This window comes from Stappia sp. BW2 (genome assembly GCF_008107695.1).
Classification (GTDB): domain Bacteria; phylum Pseudomonadota; class Alphaproteobacteria; order Rhizobiales; family Stappiaceae; genus Roseibium.
Genome location: NZ_VIRG01000056.1, coordinates 71,194 through 93,631, shown reverse-complemented (window position 1 = coordinate 93,631; position 22,438 = coordinate 71,194). Strand labels below are relative to the sequence as shown.

Sequence of the window (22,438 nt, the reverse complement as noted above, 5' to 3'; positions counted from 1 at the left end):
GATTACTCTGCGGATTCGGTCGCGACCAGCTTCCAGTTCGGATCGCGGGACATGGTGTCCCGGGCAAAGGTCCAGATGTCGATCACTTCGCTCACCTTGGCCGGGTCGCCGTCAACCACTTCGCCGTTCTTGTCCCGCGTGGCGGAAATAAGCTGGCTGTGGATTTTCACGGTCACCTGGGCGGTCGAGTTCTTCAGCGCGGCTTCAACGATTTCGGCCTTGTCGATACCGACAAACGTCGATTCGATGGTTTCACCGCGTTTCTCGCGTTCGTCAATGGCGGCAACAAAGCCTTCATAGACGTCACTGGACAGAAGGTTTTTCAGGGCCTTCTTGTCGCCATCCGCAAAGGCCATGACGATCATTTCGTAGGCGGCGCGCGCACCTTCCAGGAAAGGTTCCGGTTCGAAGCTGCGGTCGACGGACAGGATTTGCTTCAGGGCACCGTTCAAGGCGGAGCCAGCCGGAGCAACCTTGTCGATCACGATATCGCCGCCACGGCCGGTGTCTTCCACAGTCTCGGCCTCCTGCGGAGGCTGGTTCGGCAGCGGGATGACATTGTCCTGATCGTTGCCGTTTTTCTGTTCACGCGGCTTGTCGGTTTTGGAATAGGGGTCAAAGGGCGGGCGTTCGTTGCCGGTACGTTTGCCCAGCACGGATCGCAGTCTGAACAGAATGAAAACCGCAAGTCCCATGAGGAGGAGGTTCAACGGGTCAAAAATCTCGTTCATCGTAACTTCCGGTTACCCTTTTTGAGGCCCTAGAGCCGCCCGCTCTAACTGCCAGATGAATGCAGCCTCGTACGCAAGGTCTGTCTGCTTCCTATTTAGGGGTTCTTGAACCAGCATCCAGACCCAAGAGCAAGACTGAATCTTTGCATTCATAAGCATTTCGTGACTGCCTGCTCGCATTTTCGCGAGTGAATGTCTACCTTAGGTCAGAATAGCTTATCAGACGATGGAGCTCCCGTGGGACTTTATATTATTGCCGCAATCCTTCTTTTGCCCCTGATCGAAATTGCGATGTTCATCTGGGTGGGGGGAATGATCGGCGTATTTCCGACAATCCTGCTGACGGTGGTCACCGCCCTGGCCGGCACACTGATGCTGCGCCAGCAGGGTCTGTCGCTGCTGATGCGCATGCAGACGGAGCTGGACGCAGGCCGCACACCCGGAAACGAGGTGATGCAGGGTGCGATGATTGTTCTGGCCAGCATTCTTCTGCTGATACCGGGCTTTGTGACGGACGCCATCGGTCTGCTGCTGTTCATTCCGCCGGTGCGCGAAGCACTGGCGCGGTTCATTATCGCCCGCTCGAACGTGGTCATCGTCGATGGCGGCACTGGCATGCGCCGTCCTGATGACGGCGTCGTCGATCTCGACGAAGCCGACTGGAGCGAAAAAAACAGCGGCTCCCAAGGTAGCTCCGGACAGCCGAAGCTCAGCCCCTGGCAAGACGGTTCGGACAGCGCGAAGCCCTGATTTCCAAAAAGCGCTCACTAAAACGTGACCGCTGGTGTGTGCGTAATATTTACAAGTTGCGGTTAAGTCTGGCTCCACTCGATCCCGAAACCCGACCGAAGCGGAGTAGACAGCGGCAGAATGAGCGACAGGCGCGTAGATTGGGTGGATACCGCCAAGGGCATCTGCATCATCTTCGTCGTGATGATGCATTCGGTGCTCGGCGTGGAAGCCGCCGCCGGTCAGACAGGCTGGATGCACGTGATCGTCGCCTTTGCCGCCCCCTTCCGCATGCCGGATTTCTTTCTGATTTCCGGTCTGTTCCTATCGAATGTCATCACGCGGGACTGGAAGCTCTATCTCGACCGCAAGGTCGTTCACTTTGCCTATTTCTATGTGTTGTGGATGACCATCCAGCTGCTGGTCAAGGCGCCCGTCTTCATCGAGGAAACCAGCGTCCGCGCCACGGTTGAACTTTATCTCCTGAGCTTCATCGAACCTTTCGGCACCCTGTGGTTCATCTATATGCTGCCGATCTTCTTCGTCGTGTCGAAAGCCGCTCATGACAAGGGCGTGCCCTGGCAACTGGTTCTGGCTGTCGGCGCGCTTCTGCAGATCGCGCCCATCCACACCGGCTGGCTGCTGGTGGATGAATTCGCGTCCCGCTTCGTCTTCTTTTACGCAGGCTTTGTCTTCGCGCCGCAGATCTTCAGCCTGGCAGGCTGGGCAAGGGAGAAGATCGGCGTCAGTCTTGGGTACCTGCTGGTCTGGGGCCTTGTGAACGGCAGTCTGGTCTATTTCGGCTGGTCGCATCTGCCCGGCATTGCCCTCGTCCTGGGTGTCGCAGGCGCGGGCGCCATTATTCTCACCAGCGCATTGATCGTGAAATGGGGCCAACTCGGGTTTCTGCAGCATTTCGGCGAAAACTCGATCGTTATCTATCTCGCCTTCTTCTTCCCGATGGCCATGATGCGGGTGATTCTGCTGAAGCTGGGCATTTTCGACATCGGCACCACATCTTTGCTCGTGACGATGGTGGCCTCGGTCAGCCCGATGATCCTGTTCTGGCTGATCCGCCGCACGAACACCGGCTGGTTCCTGTTCCGCAGGCCTGCCTGGGCCTATCTCAGTGGAACTTTCAGCCGGAAACGTCAGGCACAGGCAGCTGAGTGATCGGTGAGCTTGGAAATTTTAACTTTAGGACTTTTCTCCAGAACGGCCTGCGGGCATGATCCGCGCCATGTCGACGCAAAGCACCCCCTCCGCCCTCACCGCCGATGACCATCTCATCCTGGTCGACGGGTCCACGTTCATTTTTCGCGCCTATCACGCGCTACCACCGCTGACGCGCAAGCCGGACGGGCTGCCGGTCGGGGCGGTTTCTGGCTTCTGCAACATGCTGTGGAAGCTGTTGCAGGAAGGGCTGACACCGGAAGAAGGCGATGAGCCCACCCATTTCGCGGTGATCTTCGACCATTCCGCAAAGACGTTCCGGAACGAGATCTACCCGGAGTACAAGGCCCAACGGCCCGAGCCGCCGGAAGATCTGGTGCCGCAATTCGGCTTGATCCGCGAAGCGACACGCGCCTTTTCGGTGCACTGCATCGAGCAGGAAGGCTTCGAGGCCGACGACCTGATCGCGACCTATGCGCGGGAAGCCGCCGAACAGGGCGCGCGCGTCACCATCGTTTCGGGCGACAAGGACCTGATGCAGCTGATCGGTCCGAAGGTCGGCATGATCGATACCATGAAGAACAAGACCTTCGGCGAAGCCGAGGTGTTCGAGAAATTCGGCGTCGGACCCGACAAGGTGATCGAGGTGCAGTCGCTGGCAGGCGACAGCGTCGACAACGTGCCGGGCGTTCCGGGCATCGGCCTGAAGACCGCGGCTCTGCTGATCAACGAATTCGGCGATCTGGAATCGCTGCTCGCCAAGGCCGACACGATCAAGCAGAACAAGCGCCGGGAAAACCTGATCGAATTTGCCGATCAGGCCCGTGTCTCCAAGCAGCTTGTGACCCTCAAGCAGGATGTTCCGGTTGAAGTGCCCGTTGGCGAATTGTCCGTTACCGAAATCGACGGATCCAAAGCCCTCGGCTTCCTGAAGGCCATGGGGTTCACCACCCTCACCCGGCGCGTTGCCGACGTGACCGGCGCCGATCAGGAGACGGTCGAGGCGGCGGACCTGAAGGTTCCGGGCTGGGATGTTCCGGACCACAAGGGCCGCATGATGGAGCGGCCGGGTGGCAGCGACAGCGCCGGTTCGGAAGCTGCAAAAAGCCCGGGCGACGCGGATCCTGACAATGCCGGCCTGCTGGTGCCGCAGACGGTCGCCGATGCGCGCGCCCAGTCGATCCGGGCGATCCCGGTCGACAGCAGCGCCTATGAAACCGTCACTAGCGTCGACCGGCTGAAGGAGTGGTGCGACGCGGCCTTTGAAAAGGGCTATGTCGCCTTCGATACGGAAACCACCTCACTGGATGCCATGCAGGCGGAACTTGTCGGCGTGTCGCTGTCCACCGAGCCCGGCAAGGCGTGTTATGTGCCGCTTGGCCATGTGGACGGCGAGGGCGACCTGCTGGGCGGCGGCGGCCTTGTTGAAGGTCAGATTCCTCTGAAGGACGCATTGGACGTTCTGAAGCCGATGCTGGAGGACCGCTCGGTCCTGAAGATCGCGCAGAACCTCAAGTACGACTGGCTGGTGATGACCCGCTACGGCGTTGACATCACACCTTTCGATGACACGATGCTGCTGTCCTACACGGTCGATGCCGGCAAGGGCGGCAACGGCATGGACGAATTGTCAGAGCGCTGGCTCGACCACAAGCCGATCCCGTTCAAGGAAGTTTGCGGGTCCGGCAAGTCGATGATCACCTTCGACAAGGTGGCCATCGACAAGGCGACCGCCTATGCGGCGGAAGATGCCGATGTCACACTGCGCCTCTGGCTCATCCTGAAGCCGCGCCTCGCGTCCGAACACATGGCAACCGCCTACGAGACGCTGGAACGGCCGATGGTGCCGGTGCTGGCGCGTATGGAAAAGCGCGGTATCTCCGTCGACCGGCAGATGCTGTCGCGCCTGTCGGGTGAATTCGCGCAGGGCATGGCAGGCAAGGAATCCGAGATTTACGAACTTGCCGGTGAAAACTTCAATATCGGCTCGCCCAAGCAGCTCGGCGATATCCTGTTCGGCAAGATGGGCCTTCCTGGCGGCAAGAAGACAAAGACCGGCGCCTGGTCGACCTCGGCGCAGGTTCTGGAAGATCTGGCCGCGGAAGGACACGAACTGCCGTCGCGGATCGTCTCCTGGCGTCAGCTCTCCAAGCTGAAGTCAACCTACACCGACGCTCTGCCCGGTTACATCAATCCGGAAACGGGCCGCGTGCATACGTCCTACGCGCTGGCGGCCACCACCACGGGGCGGCTGTCCTCGTCAGAGCCGAACCTGCAGAACATCCCGGTCCGGACCGAGGAAGGTCGCAAGATCCGCAAGGCCTTCGTTGCCGAAAAGGGTCACAAGCTGATCTCGGCCGACTACAGCCAGATCGAGCTCCGCGTCCTGGCGCATATGGCCGACATTCCGCAATTGAAGAAGGCGTTCGACGACGGGCTGGACATTCACGCCATGACGGCGAGCGAAATGTTCGGCACTCCGATCGAAGGCATGGATCCGATGGTCCGCCGCCGGGCCAAGGCGATCAACTTCGGCATCATCTACGGCATTTCCGCGTTTGGCCTTGCCAATCAGCTCGGCATTTCCCGGGGTGAGGCGAGTGACTACATCAAGACCTATTTCGAGCGTTTCCCGGGTATCAAGGACTATATGGAAGCGATCAAGAAGCAGGTTCATGCGGACGGATACGTGACCACGATCTTCGGCCGCAAGGCCCATTACCCGGAAGTGAACACCAAGAACCCGAACATGCGCGCCTTCTATGAACGCGCTGCCATCAACGCGCCGATCCAGGGCTCAGCCGCAGATATCCTGCGCCGGGCGATGGTGCGCATGGAAAACCGGCTGGACGATTCGAAGCTGGATGCACAGATGCTGCTGCAGGTGCATGACGAACTGATCTTCGAAGTACCGGATGCCCAGGTGGACAACACCATTCCGGTGATCAGGGACGTGATGGAAAACGCCTGCGATCCGGCGCTGAAACTCTCCGTGCCGCTTCAGGTCGACGCCCGCGCCGCCGACAATTGGGACGAGGCACACTAGAGCGTGTCGCGTTTAACCGGGTAAATCCTGCATCGCTTTTTGCGTTGAAATCTGTAATTTCAGGTAGCAAAAAGCGGTGCCGATAAACGCGATTTCCTGCGCTTCCGCGCCTCGACCTCTACCGTGAGCGGGCCTCAGGCCTGCTGGGCACGGCGCCGGAACAGCGGCTGGATCAGCCGACGGTAGGCGAGTGCGAAGCCCGTGTAGAAAAGAAACACCGACGCCAGCGAGGCAAGCCCTGCGAGTGTCTGGCCGAAAAGGCCGTAGACCTCGCCGGTGTGCAGGAACCTCAGAAATACCCGAGCACGCCGGCCTGCGGGCTGGTCATCTGCTCCGCTGACGCTCAGCACGTCTCCCGAAACCCTTGAGACCGTGTAGGTCGTCTGACGAGAAAGCTGGGTGCCGTTGCCGGTATCCAGCGTCACCATCACACGCGCAGCCTGTCCGTTCGGCAATTTGATCGAAAGGGTCTGCCAGTCCGGTTCGGCCTGTTTCAGCTCGTCTGCAATGGCCTGCAGGCTGACAGCCTGGCCCTGTGCCCGGTTCTGCCCCTGTGGGCTTTCGCTGGCGGCCTGTCCTGTTCGCACAGACGATACCGGCCCGAAGACCGCGCCCACCATATCGCTGGCCCAGGGATAGGAAATGACGACGCCGGAGACCACGACCGCAAACAGCGGGATCAGCGCCCAGATGCCGAAAACATGGTGCCAGTTGTAATCACGTGCCTTTGAGGTTGGCAGGTTTCTGCGGAAAAGGACGTTCAGTTTGACAATCCGCCAGGTCCATTTCCTCGGCCACCAGAGATAAAATCCCGAAACGAGAATGAACAGGAAGCCGAGATTGGCGGCGCCTGTCACGGCGCGGCCGATAGTCCGGTTGTCACCGGAAAGGGCAAACCAGCGGTGGAGTGCGGTCACCGTACCGAAAAAGGACTTCGTGCCTTCGGCGGCCTTGTCGATTCGCTCACCGGTGTAGGGATTGAGAAGGTAATTTTCCCGGCGGCTGACCGAAAGCGTCACTGGCGCGCCTTCCTGCCTGGGCCAGACCAGCGCATTGCCGGGTTGGGCGCCATTTGCCAGCGCCGCGCTTGCCAGTTGGTCGGCCGTCATCAACTTCCCGTCGGCGGGCTGTTCAACGGCGCGGCATTCCATGAAGGAGATGATTTGGCGCTCGTAAGTCAGCAACACGCCGGTTGCCGACATCAGGAGGATAATCAGACCGAAGGCGACACCGACGACGAGATGCGCCCAGAAAACGATACGTTTGAAAGACATGGTACTGCTGCCCGTTTCAGACCGGATTTAAAGATCGCCGGACCCTCCTCTACCGGCTTCAAAAGGCGTAAGCCGAAGTGTCGGGGACGTCAAAGGCAACTGAGGGCTGTGAGGCGCCGAAATTGTAACCAGATGTCACCGCGGCAGTGAAACGGACAAAGAGCAAATAAGATCGGCGTTTGAAAATCAAGAAAAGGTAAGGGCTTGAAGTAAAAGCCGGTCGTATGGTCCGGTGGACCTTATCTCAGACCGCATACAATTTGTCGCATCTTCAGATGCACGGAAACTGCCGTTGCATTGGCGGCGGCGAGGCGTGGCAAAAGCACCGCCACCTGGGCAGTCGTGACGCTGATGGTGAGGCGCACGCGCCATTTCCGGCCGGTCCGGCGCCGACACAGCGGCTGGACCAGCCGACGATAGGTGAGGGTAAGATGCCGGTGTTATCAGGAGCGTCGTTAGCGCATTTTTAATCTGGCCATGAAAGCATTTACCTAAGACTGCAACAATAGTACGCAGTACAGCAAAATACAACTGAAGGTTTCATTGGGTTTTTTGCTGATGCGATAAAGTACTACTATTCGCAGTTTTCTTGAAATGACGTTGACAGAAATGCCAATGCGTCCGGTAAATGCTCGAAAGGTTTGTAAATGAAAAGGCGTGGCTTCATTCGTCTCGGTGGCATTCAGTCGAAGATAGCAATATTTTCGATCATTTGCGTTGCCCTTACTGTTATTGCATTGGTGGTAACATCACTGTTCTTCTCTCGTGATACGAACGAATACATCGCGGAAACGGCCACGGACATTATCGACGGACAAATCAAAGAGCGCCTATTGAATGAAGCCGGCCTCCAGGCGGGTGTCATCAAGTCAAGGCTGAGCGTTGGGATCCAGACCGCACGCAACATGGCGACGACATTTTCGGAACTGGCGTCGGAAACCGAGGGCTTGCCTCCCGAGATCCGGCGCGAAAAATTCAATGGTATCCTCCGTCAAACCGTCGAGCAAAACAGCACGATCAATGGCACCTACTCGGCGTGGGAGCCCAACGCTCTGGATGGCAATGACGCGGCTTATCAGGACCGCGCCGATGTCGGCTCCGATAACACGGGTCGTTTCCTTCCTTACTGGACGAAAGACGCATCAGGCAAAGCAGTGGTGCAGGCCCTTGTGGAGTACGAAGAAACGTCAATGGCTTCATACGGTTTGCAGAAGGGGGCGTGGTATCTTGATCCGCGGTCAACCGGCAAAGAACGCGTGATCGGCCCGCTGACCTATCTCGATCAGGGAAAGTTGGTTTCACTTGCTACTTTTGCCGTTCCCGTAATGATCGACGGCAAGTTCCAGGGCATTACCGGGGCCAACTTCAATCTGAACTTCGTGCAAAATCTAGCTGCGAACGTCGATGCCGGCCTGTTTGACGGCAAGGGAAGCGTGAGCATCATCAGCGACAACGGACTGGTCGTTGCATACAGTGAAGATGCCGACCTCATTGGCAAAAAGGTCGCCGAAGCCGGAACAAGCTGGTCGGAGCGCATGGGTTCAATGGTCGCGGGTGAGTCGACTGTCATCGACGACGGCAAGTTCGAGGCGATCGACATCTTTGCGCCTATCGTTCTTAGTGAAGATAACACACCATGGACGGTTGTGATCTCGGTGCCCAGGGCAGTGGCGCTTGCAGATGTCAATCATTTGGAGACCAAGCTCACTGAGCGCTCCCAGTCTGCTACCATGTGGATGGTCATTCTCGGCATCGTCGTCGGCGTGGCGGCAACGTTCGTCATGATTCTTGCCGCACGCGGTATTGCAAAGCCGATCGTCAACATAACCAACTCCATGAAGCAGCTCGCTGGGCATGATACGTCGGCCGAGATCCCGTATCAGGAAAGAACTGACGAAGTCGGCGATATGGCCGTGGCCGTACAAGTCTTCAAGGACAATATGATCAAGACCGATGAGCTGACTCTAGGGGCTGCCGAAGAGACAAGGCGTCGGGAAGAACGGGCACAGCGCATTGCGGCGTTGACGCAAAGTTTCGATGAGAATGCGAGTGAGCTGCTGGCCGCTACTTCCTCTGCTTCGAAAGAAATGGAAACCACGGCGAATGCGGTCTCCGGAATTGCCGACGACACCAACCAGAGAGCAACATCGGTTGCTAGCGCCGCAGAACAGGCAGCGGCAAACGTTCAAACAGTTGCCAGCGCGACAGAAGAACTAACGAGTTCAATTGCGGAAATCAGCAGGCAGGTAACCCAGTCTTCGCAGATCGCCGGAGGCGCTGTGTCGCAGGCTGAACAGACCGATCGCCAGATCCAGGGTCTGGCGACCGCCTCCCAGAAGATCGGCGATGTGGTCAATCTGATTTCTGCCATTGCCGAGCAAACGAACCTTCTGGCACTCAACGCGACGATCGAAGCGGCCAGGGCCGGCGATGCCGGTAAGGGTTTTGCGGTTGTCGCAACGGAAGTTAAGGAACTCGCAAGCCAAACCACCAAGGCAACAGAGGAAATCAGCCAGCAGATCGGCAGCGTTCAGCTTGAGACCGATGAGGCGGTGAGGGCTATCCAGGAGATTGGAAAAACGATCGGCGAGATGAATTCGATCGCTTCGAGCATTGCCTCTGCCGTTGAACAGCAATCTTCGGCCACCGGAGAAATTGCCCGCAACGTCGAACAGGCTGCTCGCGGCACTCAGGAAGTGACGGAAAACATTCTGATCGTGTCGCAGTCAGCCAGCGAAACGGGAACAGCGGCAACGCAGGTCACAAGTACCGCCGGCGAACTTAGCAGCAAGTCAGAACAGCTCAGACTTCAAGTTGAGCAGTTCCTGGCAGATGTTCGGGCCGCCTGAGGCAATAGTCGCAGGTTGATCCTGTAATGGTCCTTGGCAGAGGCTTTTGTGAAAAAGCGCCGGTGGCGCACACAGTTTTCTGAAGCCCTGGACCAAATCGAACTGATTTTCTGCCCGCATGAGCTCCTGCCATGCGGGCAGATTCGCATCATGCACCAGGATATGGCCCCATACGCTGCGGGATCGCCATTCCGGTCGACAAAGGGATCATGCCTGCCCGGCCGCTCCCAAAACGGGGAAAATCTCTCCGATCGCGAAACCTGTGACAGGCCCGCCAGATCCGTCCGGCTGTCAGATTACCCGTAAATCGGGCTGAATCTTGCCAGCCAGAGCCGAGCGCGGAGCGATGGCGTTCTGCAACAGGTCGTTGAGGTGTTCTTCCAGATAGTCGACGATGGGCGATTGCGTCGTGGACTGGGTGTAAATCGAAAGCTGCGTTGCCGGGAGCTTCGGAAAACCGTCCTGTTCCCTGAGGACCTTGAAGCCCTCCAGAATGGCGCCGGACGGCAGGCAGCAAATGCCAGCTCCCGACAGTACCGCCACCTGGGCGGCCGCGACGCTGGTGGTGGTGATGCGCTCGTACCATTGCCGGCCGGCACGGGCGAGCGAACCGAAGGAGATTTCCCGGAAAGGGCAGGGTTCCGGAAACATGATCAGCGGCAGCGGATCGGTCAGCGCGCAATTGTCGCCGACAGCCCAGTGCAGCGGTTCCTCGAAAATCTCGACCGGTTTCTGCTTCGTCTGCGAGACAAGGGCAATCGCCAGATTGATTTCGTTGTTGGACAGCATTTCATGCAGCGTGGCGCTATCGGCCACCGTCATCTCAAGCTTCACGTTTGGGTGAATGCGCACAAAATTGCAGAAGATCGATTGCAGCTGGCCGGTCGCATACCATTCCGGCAGGCCAACATGCACCGTGCCGGTCAGTTCAGGCGCGGATAGGCGCAACCTGGCTTCCTCGTGCGACCTCAGGATTTCGGTGGCGTGCTGATAGAGAATCCGGCCCGCTGGCGTGAGATTCATGGTGCGCGCACTGCGTTCGATCAGCGGTTTGCCGACCCGTTCTTCCAGGCGCCGAAGCTGTGTGCTGACGCAGGGTTGCGTGCGATTTAGCCGGGATCCCGCATGGGTGACGTTGCCTGCTTCCGCGACAGCAACAAAGGCTTCCAGCAATTCGATATTAAAACGGCCGATAGTCACGTCTCTGCCTCCGTTTTAACGCAAGACAACCGACACGAGTTCTGCCGATCCAGCGCCGTGCAAGCATAACGTTCTATTATGGGGCGCTTCAATTATAAATTTAGGGCTCGGTAAAAAATCCCGTAATCCGAGAGTCTCTTTTGTCAAAACAGGTATCCGCCATGACTTTAGCGCTTTCCTATGGCCAGCCGGAGCATGGGCCAGATCACCACATGACTGGCCCCCTTTCGCTGCAGCAAAGGGTTCACAGGGCAATTGCCTGCCATACCGAATTCAGTCTCGACACGATCCTGACCCAGGACAACCGGGTGAAATATACAAACGAAGGCAGTTCGGAGACAGAAACAGGACCACTGGACGAAGTGTTTCAGCTCATGCGTCAGCTCAACGAAGCGGGCATCGCATCGGATAGGCTTGGCCGGATGCACGAGAACGGCAGGTCGTTCCGGGCTGCACTGGAAGAAAGTTGCAGGCGGATCGCCAGTGCTTTTGCGGGAAAGCGGCTGGTGTATGTCGAGCTGGGGCCGGAGCCGGTCAAGACCGGGTTCATTCTCGAGACCCTGCAGGAATTGGGCGTTATCATAGATCGTTATATCGCCGTCGACATCAACCCGATGTCCGCCGCGCCGATGCGCTCGGCCCTTGCGGCGATCCTGCCGCAAACTCCGCTTGAATTTGTCACGGCCCCCTTCGAGGCCTGCCGTCTGGAAGACATGATCGGCAGCGATGCCCCGCCTGCGCTGGTGACCATGCTCGGATTTCAGGAAGGCAATGACGATCCGGGTGTGGTCAACGGCTGGCTGCGGAACATCACTCGGCCGGGAGATCTGCTGCTGTCGGAAAGCCAGCTTTACACGATCGAACAGACGGACAAGATCTCCGGTTTCTACGCGCATCCGGCAATGCAACGGTTTTCTCGGATCGCGTTCGAGCGGGCCGTCGACCGCAGTCTGCCGACATTGAACCGCTTCTTTTTGCTGCCGGTCGTGTTCGAAGATGGCCAAAGCGCGCAGGTGGCCATTCTGGCCGAAGAATTCGCCCATGCAATCAATGGAAGAAACTTGCATGTTTCCAACTTCTGCCTGAAACTTACGCGTGATCAGTATCGCTCGTATCGGCAGGAGGGTGGCCATTTCGAAATCTTCGGCGAGAGCTTCACGGATGACCAAACACTTCACTTCCAGCTCTCCCGCCGGGTTTGAGATGACCTTGGCACAGACCCGCGGTCTTACGGCCGCGGGTCTGGCCATCGTTGCTGTCACCTACGGGCTGGCCCGTTACTGTTTCGGCCTGTTCCTGCCGGAAATCCGCCAGGAATTTGCTTTGACGCCGGAAACCGTCGGCCTGATCGCCGGTCTGTCCTATCTGGGATATCTCGCCGCGACCTTCCTCGGCTCCTGGCTGTCGACCGTCTTCGAGCCCCGTCTGCCGATCCTGCTTGGGGGGCTTGCCGCTACAACGGGCATGGCCACGATTGCCCTGGCACAGACACCGTTCGTGCTGGCGCTGGGTGTATTCGTGGCCGGCACGAGCCCCGGTCTTTCCTATCCGCCGTTTTCCGATGTCATCGTTCGCCACACGGATCTCAGCCGGCAGAACGGCGTCTATGCCTGGATCAACTCCGGCACCGGCTTCGGCGTCGCCTTTGCCGGGCCGCTGGCTCTGTTCGCCGGTGGCGACTGGCGCCTGGCGTGGCTGGTCTTTGCGGCGATTGCCCTGGGTGTCACGGTCTGGAACGCGGTCACCTTGCCAAGGCGCAGCGTGCATCCGGAACACACCCGCACGAAGGTTTCTCTCTGGATTCTCCTGGACCGGACGGCGCGCAGACTGTTTGTGGCCTCATTTCTCTTCGGCATCGTCACCGCGGTCTACTGGACCTATGCGGTCGAACTTCTGACCATGCTGACCGGCAATCCGCGGGATGCGATCCTGTTCTGGATCGTCCTTGGCATTTCCGGTGTCACCGGCTGTTTCGCAGGTGGGGTGGTCAACCGCTGGGGTCTGAGTACCGCCTTCATCGGTTTGGCGCTGCTGGTCGGAACCGCTATCGGCACCCTGCCCCTGCTGGTGGAAACCAGGCTCGGTATCTACCTGTCGGCTGCTTGTTTCGGTGTTGGTTTCATCGTGATGACGGCTCTTTTCGGCATGTGGAGCATGCGGCTCTTCCGGCAGGCGCCGTCCATCGGGTTCGGCTTCACGTTTTTCCTCATTTCCCTTGGGCAGGGCGTGGGGCCGGTGCTGAGCGGCTTTCTCATTCCGGTCGCCGGCCACTCCGCGCTCTTCTTCGCAGCCGGGCTTTTGTGCTGCGCCCTGGCAGGCTTCGCGGACGGAAGAGAGACCGAAGTCGCCAGACCATAACAGCGGGTTATGGTGGGCATGAGCCGCATAACCGCTATGTGCTGGCATTTCCTGAAAATTGCAAGCATGTTGTCAGCACGCTGTGATTGATAAAAAATTGCGATTGGATCCATGATACTTACCGCCGCCAACACCGCCGGGGCCAAGCTCGACATGGAGCTCTGCCGCGCCCTTTACGAAAAAGATCCGGACCGCCTGCTTCAGCTTGTGTCTGATTGGCTGGAAACCAACGCGTTGCGACCGAGCGAAGACTTTGAAGTGCCTGCTTATCTGGAGGCTGTTCTGTGCCGTGGCACCGCGCCTTTTGCCGGCGGCAGCAAGCTGCGCGTGCTGGTTTCCTGACTGATCAGACTTCATCTGTTCCATATTTGTTCTTGCGTCTTTTCACGACATATGCTTCGTTGACCTGCATCTGTAAGTAGAGGTGAAAATGGTCAGCCGGATCACGACGGTCGCGTTTCGGGGCATCGAGGCAGTTCCGGTAGACGTGCAGGTGCATGTCGGACCGGGTATGGTTGCCTTCACCATTGTCGGACTGCCCGACAAGGCCGTTGCCGAAAGCCGGGAGCGCGTTCGCGCGGCGCTTGCCGCCTCTGGTCTGGCCCTTCCTGCCAAGCGCGTCACAGTCAATCTCGCCCCTGCCGACCTGCCCAAGGAAGGCTCTCATTACGATTTGCCGATCGCGCTGGGCGTGATGGCCGCAATTGGCGCCATTCCGGCTGAATTTCTAGAAAAATATGTCGTTCTGGGCGAGCTCGGCCTCGACGGCACGCTTGCGCCTGTTGCCGGTGTTCTGCCGGCCGCCATGGGTGCCAACGGCATCGGCAAGGGGCTCATCTGCCCGGAAGCCAGCGGCGGTGAAGCCGCCTGGGCCGATGCGGACATGGACATTCTTGCGCCCCGCTCGCTGATCCAGCTCGCCAATCACTTCAAGGGAACGCAGGTTCTTTCGCGCCCGGTGGCCCGGCTGCGCGGCAACGCCGGCGCACTGCCGGACCTTGCCGAGGTCAAGGGTCAGGAAAGCGCCCGGCGAGCGCTGGAAATCGCGGCGGCCGGCGGACACAACCTTTTGATGACCGGGCCTCCCGGCTCCGGCAAGTCCATGCTGGCGCAGCGCCTGCCGTCGATCCTGCCGGCCCTCACCCCACGCGAGCTTCTGGAAGTCTCGATGATCGCCTCGCTTGCGGGCGAACTTGCCGAAGGCAAATTGACGGACCGCCGGCCCTTCCGCGCGCCCCATCATTCCGCCTCCATGGCGGCTCTGGTTGGCGGCGGAATGCGGGCCCGGCCGGGCGAGGTCTCGCTCGCCCATAACGGTGTGTTATTCCTCGACGAATTGCCGGAGTTCAATCCGCAGGTTCTCGACAGCCTGCGCCAGCCGCTGGAATCGGGCGAGGCGGTGATCGCCCGCGCCAATCACCGGGTCACCTATCCGGCCCGCATCCAGCTGGTGGCGGCCATGAACCCCTGCCGCTGCGGCCACGCAGGCGAGCCGGGCCACCAGTGCCGCCGGGGCGAGCGGTGCGTCACGGATTATCAGGCCCGTGTGTCCGGTCCGCTGCTTGACCGGATCGACGTCAGGATCGAAGTTCCGGCCGTTACCGCTGCCGATCTGATCGGCCCTGCCGCCAGCGAACCATCTGCCGTCGTGGCGGCGCGCGTTGCCCAAGCGCGCAACATCCAGGCAGAACGCTTCCTCGGACTCGGCCTGGCCTGCCGCACCAATGCCCAGGCCCCTGCCGCGATTGTCGAGACCATGACACGGCCGGACGACAAGGGCCTCGCCTTTCTGCGCGATGTCGCCGAGCGTCTTGCCCTGAGCGCGCGCGGATACCACCGCGTCCTCAAGCTCGCCCGCACACTGGCCGATCTGGACGGTGCGGATCAGGTCGGCCGCATTCATCTGGCCGAAGCGCTCAGCTATCGCGGCGAAGACATGTCCCGCAAGGCGGCGTGAAGGCGTTAACCGCGAACACCCAAGGACTTTCTTGAGACTATGACACCAGACGTCATCATCATTGGCGGCGGCGTGGCCGGGCTGAGTGCGGCCTGCTTTTTGTCCGAGTTCGCGCAAGTGACGCTTCTGGAGCGTGAGCCTGCCTTGGCAACGCAGTCCTCAGCCCGCACGGCCGGCCAATTCACGACCGGCATTTCTGGCGACACCATGCGCGCGATGGCGGCAGCGAGCCGGTCCTTCTTCCAGGCTCCCCCACCCGGCTTTTGCGAGCCGGCACTTGTCGCGCCGCGCGGCTGCCTGACCGTCGGGCGGGAAGAGCATCGGCCGGTTCTGGACAGATTGATGGCCCGACTTCAGGAGGCGGGGGCAGACTGCCGGTTTGTCGACCGGCAAGACGCGTTGGCCCTGTTTCCGGCGCTGCGGCCGGAGCGGGTTTATTCAGGTGTTTTCGAAGCAGATGCGATGGACATCGATGTCGATCTGTTGCTGCAATCCTACCGCAAGGCGGCGTCTGCAAACGGTGCCCGCTTCCTCTGCACATCGGAAGTGACTTCCATCCAGCGCATTGCGGGCACTTGGCAGGTGACAGCCGGAGATCTGACTGTGTCGGCCCCTGTTCTGGTCAATGCGGCGGGGGCGTGGGCAGACCGGGTTGCGGATCTTGCCGGCGTCCCGGGGCTTGGTCTCAAGGCTTTTCGCCGGTCGGCCTTCACATTTCCGCTTCACCGGTCGGAAGCCGGTGCCTGGCCACATGTCACGACCGCCGATTACTCCTGGTACGTCCATCCGCAGCCGCACGGGTTTACCGCGTCTCCGGCGGAAGCTGATGCGGCTGACCCGGGAGACGTTTATGCAGACGATCTTCGCCTTGCCGAGGCGATCCACCACATCGGGATCGATACCAACCTGACGGTTCACCGTCCGTCCGCAAACTGGGCGGGCCTGCGCACCTTTGCTCCTGACCGAAACCCGGTCTGTGGGGGCTTTGCCGACCATCCGGGATATTTCGTCAGCGCAGGCCAGGGCGGCTGCGGGGTTCTGACGTCCCCGGCCATGGGCCAGGCCCTGGCCGCCGTGGTTCAGGGTGCGGATCTGCCCGGCAATCTCGCCGCATCCGGTATTACAGTGGAGCAACTGGCACCGGCACGGCTCATGTTCAGCTGATCTTCTTCATTTGACACAGAGCGCGTTTTCCAAGAAAAACCTCTCAAGCCAGTCGGGGTTCGGCAAGCCAGATAACCTGTTATGCCGGAGATCCCCCTTGCGTTTTCTATCCATTCTCTTTGTCTGCGCCGCTCTGTTTGCCGGTGTCCTGCCTAGCGCCCTGTCCGCTGCCGAAATCACTCATGTGATGGGCACCACCGAGGTTCCGGACAATCCACAGCGGATCGTCGTTCTCACCAATGAAGGCACCGAAGCGCTGCTCATGCTGGGCAAGACGCCTGTTGGTGCCGCCTCATCCTGGTATGGCGATCCCTGGTACCCGCATCTGGGTGACCGGATGGATGGCGTTGAAGTTGTGGGCACGGAACTTGCGGTCAATCTGGAACGGGTCGCCATGCTGGAACCGGATCTGATCCTCGGCAGCAAGAAACGGCACGAGGAAATCTATCCGCAGCTCGCCGCCATCGCGCCGACGGTGTTTGTCGTCAACGCCACGGATTTCAAGGATAACATGAAGCTCTATGCCCGGTCGGTTGACATGGAAGCGGAAGGCGAAGCGCTTGTTTCTGCCTATGAGGCCGATGTCGACCGGTTGCGCTCTGCCCTTGGCGAGAATGCCGGTGATACGGTTTCCGTTGTCCGTTTTGTGCCCGGTCAGCTTTACGTTTATCGCTACGACAGCTTTTCCGGCGTCGTTCTGGACGACATCGGCTTCAAGCGGCCTGAGGTTCAGGCGCAGGACGGTTTGTCTCTGGCTGTCGGCAAGGAAAGCATCCCGAACATGGAAGCGGACCGCATGTTCTACCTGACCTATGACACCGGCAACGGTGACGGCACAGCCCTGGAAAGCGAAACGCTGACAGATCCCCTGTGGGCCAATCTGGATGTTGTCAGGTCGGGCAAGGCTCATAAGGTCGACGATGGTGTGTGGGCAACGTCGCAAGGCATTCTCGCAGCCCGCACCATGCTTCAGGACATCGCGAGGATCTACGGGGTGAATGTTGACTTCAGCTCTGATTGATCCTTCTTGACCGATCACGGCCCGGCACAAGACGTCGACCCGGGCCGTCTCGCCGGCACTGTCCGCCAGCGCGCCGCAAACATGATTGCTGAAACGTCAAAATACAACCAGGCTATTAAAACAAGTTGTATTTCAAAAGCATGGCGTCACACGATCGTCACCGGCAGTAGCCGGCAACCTATCTTTCCTTGTCAATAAGAGCTAGCCTTCCGTTAGGTAATCGCATGCGCCCGTTTGCTGAACATCCGGGCCATCGCGTGCGATCCCAAACGCGAGAGGGCGCGCTGAATGGCCGACAGTGAACCGGCACGGCCGGGCAGAACGGATTACGGTAGCGACGCGGAGCTGATCGAAAGCATTGCGCGAGCAAACGTGGAGTCCATTTCCACTGTTCCCGGTCAGGCGCGCCGCGCGCAGCATCCCAAACATCATGGCTGTGTTCGTGCACGGTTCGTCGTTGGCGAAGTGCCCGAGGACCTGCGTCACGGTCTCTTCGCGTTGCCGGGCACCTATGACGCCTATGTCCGGTTCTCCAATGGCCGCAAGCTGGATGACCGCAAGCGCGACGCCCACGGCATGGCCGTCAAGGTGCTGGGCATCGACAGGGAATGGCTGTCTGCTGAAGATCCCGACGGCCGGGTACAGGACTTCGTTCTTGTCGACCACGAAACCTTTTTCACCGGTGACCTTGGCGACTATGACGACATCAACACCCTTGTGCTGGGGCGAGGTCTTGCAAGGTGGAAGTCTCTGTCGCGGCTGCTGCTCACCGGCTTCAGTCTCTTCGGCAGGATGCGCGACTTTGTTTCCGGCCGGCCAAAGTCTCCGCTTTCATGCCGATACTTCAGCACCACGCCCTACAGGCTGGGCGACCGGCTGGTGAAATATACGGCAAAGCCCCGGCCTGCACCGGTGGATCCGCCTGAGCCCAGGCCCGGTCCCGGTCAGTTGGCGGAAGCGCTCAGGGAAACCCTGGTCCGCTGCCCGGTGACGTTTGAATTCGGCGTCGACGTGCAGACAGATCCGGCAGCGCAGCCGGTGGATGATCCATCGGTTGCCTGGTCGAAGGCGCCGGGTGCACGCCACGAAGTCCTGGCAACGCTGGAGATCCTGCAGCAGGACGTTGAGCAGCATGCACCGCTGGCCGAAAACATCGCCTTTTCCCCCTGGAACAGCCTGCCGGCCCATGAGCCCGTGGGCGCCATCAATCTCGCAAGACGTCGAACCTACGAGAGTGCCGCGCGCAAGCGGCACGAGATCAATGGCGTCGTTCCGCCCATCTCCGCCGGTATTCCGGAAAGCTACCAGATCCATCAGCCTTCGGCATCGCCGGTAAAAGGCGGCATGCCGCTGTGGCTGGCGATTGTTGCCGGACTGCTGCTGGCGACCTGTCTTCTGCTGGAAGGCAAACGCCTGACGATCAAGCCTGGCCCGCCGCAAACCTTCGCCAATCCGGTTGCCGAGTTCAAATACGGCTCCATCGGCGCCGAATGGGACGGCTTTCCCTATATGGTCTGGCGCGAACTGCCGACGATCTTCAAGGACGAGCTGCCACAGGGCTGGCGTACTTTCGGTTTCATCGAAGAGCCGGGACAGAAACTGCCGGTCGGTTTCAGCATCCGACGGGTTGGCGTGCCGAGGGTCGGCTTTAATTGCGCGACCTGCCACAGCGCGGAAGTCACCGCGGGCGGCAACACCCTGCTGGTGCTGGGCGCGCCTGCCGAACAACTCGATATCCAGTCCTACATCCTCTTCCTGGGCTATGTTGCCGCCAGCGACAAGTTGACCGCCGACGCGGTGATCGAAAGCGCTGCACAGGCCGGGCGGCCGCTGGGGCCAATTGACCGGTTGCTTCTGCGCACCATTCTGGTGCCTGGCATCAAGGACCAGTCCGACGGTCTGGCAACGGCTTTCAACTGGATGAAGGTCAAGCCGCAGCACGGCCCAGGGCGGACGGATGCGGGCAATAGCTGGCGTGCACGCTGGGGCTACGGCCCGGAAAAGGACGACGCGGTCGGGACGGTCGATTTCCCCTCGGTCTGGAACCAGGGCATCCGTGAAGGGGGCTGGTTCCATTGGGACGGCAACAACAATTCGCTGATCGAACGCAACTATTCCGCGGCCCTTGCCGGTGGCGCCAAGGAATGGCTGCTGCAACGCGGCCTGATCGACGCTCAGGCGGAATGGCTGCGCGACCTGCCGCCCCCTGCCTATCCTTTGCCTGTCGATGCGGACATGGCGGCTGAAGGCGCCAAAATCTACCGGCGGGAAGGCTGCGGCATGTGCCATGACCCCGAAGGCGAGACCTTCGGGCAGGTGACGCCGCTTTCGGACCTCCAGACAGATCCGGCACGGGCCGATCTCTTCGACGAAGATTTCGTCAGCCGGTTCGGCGAAGTCGGAAAAGGCTACACCTGGCAGTTTTCGCATTACCGGGCAACGGACGGCTATGCCAACACGCCGCTGGACGGCATCTGGGCGCGCGGACCCTATCTGCACAACGGCTCCGTGCCGACGCTTCGGGCGCTGCTGTTACCGCCCGAAGACCGCCCGGAAACCTTCTATCGCGGCTGCACGGATTTCGATCCGGTGAACGTCGGCTTTGCCTGCGACGACGGCTTCCTGTTCGACACGCGGCTGATCGGCAATGGCAACGGCGGGCATCTCTACGGCACCGGTCTGCCGGACGGCGAGACATCCGCGCTGATCGAATATCTCAAATCCAAGCAATATCCGGGGCGGTCATGAAGCTTAGTGCATCCTTCAAGGGAACGTTTCTCGATATCATCTGCCTGCTCGTCGGCACGATCATGGCCTATCGCGGCTTCGAGGAATTTTTCCGCTACGATTTCGATCCCGTCCACATGGTGCTGGGGCTGGCGCTCGGGGCCGGTGCCTATGCAAACTGGCTGATGTACCAGCGGCTGCGCATTGGTTACTGGATCTTCATCGGCGGCAATGTGGTCGTTGCCTTCATTTTTATCGTCGTGTTGCAGGATGTCTGGCATCACCACGTCTGGCCGCATATCGTCTACGCACTGGTGTTCGTGCCGTTCCTGGATCAGCTTGGAGCCCGCTCCGAACGCGATGTCCTGCGGGATCCGCCGCTCCACAAGCGGATACTGGCTTTCGTCGGAGAGCAGGCGCTGAAACTGGCTGAGGCCTCTCCTGCGCTCGTCAGGCTGGTAAAGCGCTGCGGTCCGCTCAGCCGCGCCATCAACCGGCTCGTGATCAACGGCATATCGAGCGCCCCTCCCGGCCGCCCGTTGCCGCTTTCCCTCTGGACGCCATACGACCGTGAGACGCATGTTGAAAGTGTTCCGGGCCAAAGGGATCCGGAAAAGACCACCAGCACGTTCGCAAGCTGGCCGGGTCTGGTCGACCGGCGCTACACCGGCCGACATCTGCCGCCTGTCGATCAGGCGTTCGTCGATGCCCTGCCGGATGTGCCGAGGGTGGCGGAGCTTTACAAACGCACCGCGATTGTCGAGAGCGACACCAGCGCGTTGTTCTGCTTCTTCGCCCAGTGGTTCACCGACAGTTTCCTGCGCACCCATCCGCTGAACAAGCGGATGAACACCTCGAACCACGAAATCGATCTCTGCCAGATCTATGGCCTGGGCGAAGAGACAACCTTTTTCCTGCGCGACGGCGCCTTTCTGAAATCGCGGCAGACGTCGGTTGGCGAGCTGCCACCGCTGCTTGCCGGTCCGGATCTGGAAGTCAAAAGCGAATTTGCCGGCATCCACTACATGCCCATGTGGGCGACGACCTTTCTCGGACCGGATCCCGAATGGGGAACGGCGAAAAAACTCCGGGAGCTCCTGGCCGGCATCGGTTATTGGGCTGTCGTGCCGGAACGCTGGAAATGCCACTATGCCGCCGGTCTGGAGCGGGCCAATTCCACCATCGTCTACAGCGCGCTCAACACGATCTTCCTGCGGGAACACAATCGCCTGGCGCGTGAAATCGGAAAACGGAACCCGCACTACGGTCCGGACCGGGTGTTTGAAACCGCGCGCAACATCAACATCGTCAAGCTGCTCAAGGTCATCATCGAGGACTACATCAATCACCTCGCGAATTCGCCATTCAAGATCTTCGTGGAGCCGGGCGATGCGGACAGGCGCCTGTGGTACCGCACCAACCGGATCGCACTGGAATTCGACCTGCTCTATCGCTGGCATCCCATGGTGCCGGACCGGTTCCTGTTCCAGGGCGAGGTGCTGGAAAACGAGAATTTCCGCTTCAACAACACGATTATCGAGAAACACGGCGTCGAGACGGTCATTGAAGCGGCGGCGCGCCAGCGGGCCGGCAAGTTGACCTTGCACAACACGCCGTTCTTCCTTCAGGGCGCGGAAGAGCGCACGCTGGAGTTTGCCAGAAGGTTCCGCCTTGCACCTTTCAACGCCTATCGGGCCTCCTGGAAACTGCGTCCCTATGACAGTTTCCTGGAGCTGACAGGCGGTGATGCCCGCCTGGCGGGTGAGCTGGAAGCACTCTATCCGGACTGGAATGGCGTGCGCGGCATTGACCGTGTGGACCTGCCCATCGGGCTTCTGGCCGAGGACCAGATGCGCGCACGGCCCCTGCCGCCGCTGCTTCTGGCCATGGTCGGATCCGACGCCTTCTCGCAGGCGCTCACCAACCCGCTTCTGGCCAAGAATATCTTCGGGCCGGAGGTCTTCACCGACTACGGTATGGCGGAAATCGAGGCGACCTCCACTTTCCAGAACATCGTCGATCTCAACGTGGCCGCCAACGCCAAAAGACCGAACGCGAATTTCACCATCAACGAGGACACGCTGCTCAACTGGCCGGGTTGAAGCCCGGAACCCGATCCCCCTTCAAGTCGGCCTTCGAGACTGAGTTTGCGCCGTCAAAATTTGCAAAGCCTGCCTGAAAGGTTATCGTGAGTTGCTTATGTCAAGGG

General features: G+C 59.9%; 15 protein-coding genes. 12 read left to right on the top strand and 3 right to left on the bottom strand.

Features of this window, described 5'->3' with window-relative positions:
• Positions 1 to 2: 2 nt before the first annotated feature.
• Positions 3 to 731 (bottom strand): Tim44/TimA family putative adaptor protein, encoded by a 729-nt coding sequence (locus tag FMN63_RS07140; RefSeq protein ID WP_148583266.1) that lies wholly within the window; start codon positions 729 to 731, stop codon positions 3 to 5.
• A 237-nt stretch (positions 732 to 968) separates the two neighbouring features.
• Here FMN63_RS07140 and FMN63_RS07135 point away from each other — a divergent pair, with 237 nt between their 5' ends.
• The 3 genes from FMN63_RS07135 (at position 969) to polA (ending at position 5,679) form a co-directional block, all read left to right on the top strand.
• Positions 969 to 1,481, top strand: a complete 513-nt coding sequence (locus FMN63_RS07135; RefSeq protein ID WP_148583265.1) for an FxsA family protein — start codon at positions 969 to 971, stop codon at positions 1,479 to 1,481.
• A 120-nt stretch (positions 1,482 to 1,601) separates the two neighbouring features.
• Positions 1,602 to 2,633, top strand: coding sequence for an acyltransferase family protein (locus FMN63_RS07130; RefSeq protein WP_148583264.1), 1,032 nt, complete (start codon positions 1,602 to 1,604; stop codon positions 2,631 to 2,633).
• Between the two features lie 55 nt (positions 2,634 to 2,688).
• Positions 2,689 to 5,679 (top strand): DNA polymerase I, encoded by a 2,991-nt coding sequence (gene polA / locus FMN63_RS07125; RefSeq protein WP_148583263.1) that lies wholly within the window; start codon positions 2,689 to 2,691, stop codon positions 5,677 to 5,679.
• A 134-nt stretch (positions 5,680 to 5,813) separates the two neighbouring features.
• Here polA and FMN63_RS07120 read toward each other — a convergent pair whose 3' ends face one another.
• Positions 5,814 to 6,953, bottom strand: coding sequence for a PepSY-associated TM helix domain-containing protein (locus FMN63_RS07120; RefSeq protein ID WP_148583262.1), 1,140 nt, complete (start codon positions 6,951 to 6,953; stop codon positions 5,814 to 5,816).
• Positions 6,954 to 7,600: 647 nt separating this feature from the next.
• On the opposite strand from FMN63_RS07120, the gene FMN63_RS07115 reads away from it, so the two are divergent.
• A complete protein-coding gene (locus FMN63_RS07115; protein WP_148583261.1) occupies positions 7,601 to 9,802 on the top strand; it encodes a methyl-accepting chemotaxis protein in 2,202 nt (733 codons plus the stop codon).
• A gap of 291 nt (positions 9,803 to 10,093) precedes the next feature.
• Here the strand turns inward: FMN63_RS07115 and FMN63_RS07110 are convergent, their stop codons facing one another.
• Complete coding sequence (locus FMN63_RS07110) at positions 10,094 to 11,002, bottom strand: LysR family transcriptional regulator (RefSeq protein ID WP_148583260.1); 909 nt, start codon at positions 11,000 to 11,002, stop codon at positions 10,094 to 10,096.
• A gap of 161 nt (positions 11,003 to 11,163) precedes the next feature.
• Here FMN63_RS07110 and FMN63_RS07105 point away from each other — a divergent pair, with 161 nt between their 5' ends.
• The 8 genes from FMN63_RS07105 to FMN63_RS07070 all read left to right on the top strand — a co-directional run bounded on the left by FMN63_RS07105 (position 11,164) and on the right by FMN63_RS07070 (position 22,331).
• A complete protein-coding gene (locus FMN63_RS07105) occupies positions 11,164 to 12,204 on the top strand; it encodes a hypothetical protein (protein ID WP_148583259.1) in 1,041 nt (346 codons plus the stop codon).
• 7 nt (positions 12,205 to 12,211) lie between these two features.
• Complete coding sequence (locus tag FMN63_RS07100) at positions 12,212 to 13,360, top strand: YbfB/YjiJ family MFS transporter (RefSeq protein ID WP_162529998.1); 1,149 nt, start codon at positions 12,212 to 12,214, stop codon at positions 13,358 to 13,360.
• 111 nt (positions 13,361 to 13,471) lie between these two features.
• Positions 13,472 to 13,702 carry a hypothetical protein gene (locus FMN63_RS07095; protein WP_148583257.1) on the top strand — a complete coding sequence of 77 codons (231 nt, stop codon included), beginning with the start codon at positions 13,472 to 13,474 and terminating at the stop codon, positions 13,700 to 13,702.
• 88 nt (positions 13,703 to 13,790) lie between these two features.
• Positions 13,791 to 15,317: a YifB family Mg chelatase-like AAA ATPase gene (locus tag FMN63_RS07090; RefSeq protein WP_148583256.1), complete on the top strand. Its 1,527-nt coding sequence runs from the start codon at positions 13,791 to 13,793 to the stop codon at positions 15,315 to 15,317.
• A gap of 39 nt (positions 15,318 to 15,356) precedes the next feature.
• Positions 15,357 to 16,481, top strand: coding sequence for an NAD(P)/FAD-dependent oxidoreductase (locus tag FMN63_RS07085; protein ID WP_148583255.1), 1,125 nt, complete (start codon positions 15,357 to 15,359; stop codon positions 16,479 to 16,481).
• A gap of 97 nt (positions 16,482 to 16,578) precedes the next feature.
• Complete coding sequence (locus FMN63_RS07080) at positions 16,579 to 17,502, top strand: ABC transporter substrate-binding protein (protein ID WP_286192555.1); 924 nt, start codon at positions 16,579 to 16,581, stop codon at positions 17,500 to 17,502.
• Positions 17,503 to 17,790: 288 nt separating this feature from the next.
• Positions 17,791 to 20,250, top strand: coding sequence for a c-type cytochrome (locus tag FMN63_RS07075; protein WP_148583254.1), 2,460 nt, complete (start codon positions 17,791 to 17,793; stop codon positions 20,248 to 20,250).
• Positions 20,247 to 22,331, top strand: a complete 2,085-nt coding sequence (locus FMN63_RS07070; protein WP_148583253.1) for a peroxidase family protein — start codon at positions 20,247 to 20,249, stop codon at positions 22,329 to 22,331. The genes FMN63_RS07075 and FMN63_RS07070 overlap by 4 nt, the downstream gene beginning before the upstream one ends.
• Positions 22,332 to 22,438 lie beyond the last annotated feature (107 nt).